The 293-nt window shown below is 36.9% G+C and carries 1 pseudogene; it reads right to left on the bottom strand.

The window, feature by feature from the left end:
• Positions 1 to 22 precede the first annotated feature (22 nt).
• Positions 23 to 293: pseudogene (locus ACSG5Z_RS31210) on the bottom strand (ABC transporter substrate-binding protein); the annotation flags it as partial.

The following is a 293-nucleotide window of genomic DNA, read 5'->3' as shown; positions in this document are numbered from 1 at the left end:
AAAAAACTCATACACTTCGCCTCTATTTCTTAATAACGCTTTCGGCAATTTTTGTATTGACGAGCGCTTCGTGTGGAACTTCTTGTTGTAATTCGCCAGCTTCTTTCATAATCGTTTGGAGCTGTTTCCATTCTTCAGCATCTAATAGCGGATTTGTCGCATAAGAATGTTGCTTTTTATATCGTTCAATTACTTTTACTGTAATGTCCTTTGAAGTGTCTTTATATAACGGAGAAACGGTGTCAGCTATCTCTTCTGGACTTTGTTTATCAACCCATTGTTGTGCTTTATAG

This window comes from Bacillus pretiosus, assembly GCF_051294775.1.
In the GTDB taxonomy this organism is placed as follows: domain Bacteria; phylum Bacillota; class Bacilli; order Bacillales; family Bacillaceae_G; genus Bacillus_A; species Bacillus_A wiedmannii.
Note: the sequence above shows the minus strand (reverse complement) of the source record. Positions and strands in the feature narration are given on the sequence as shown.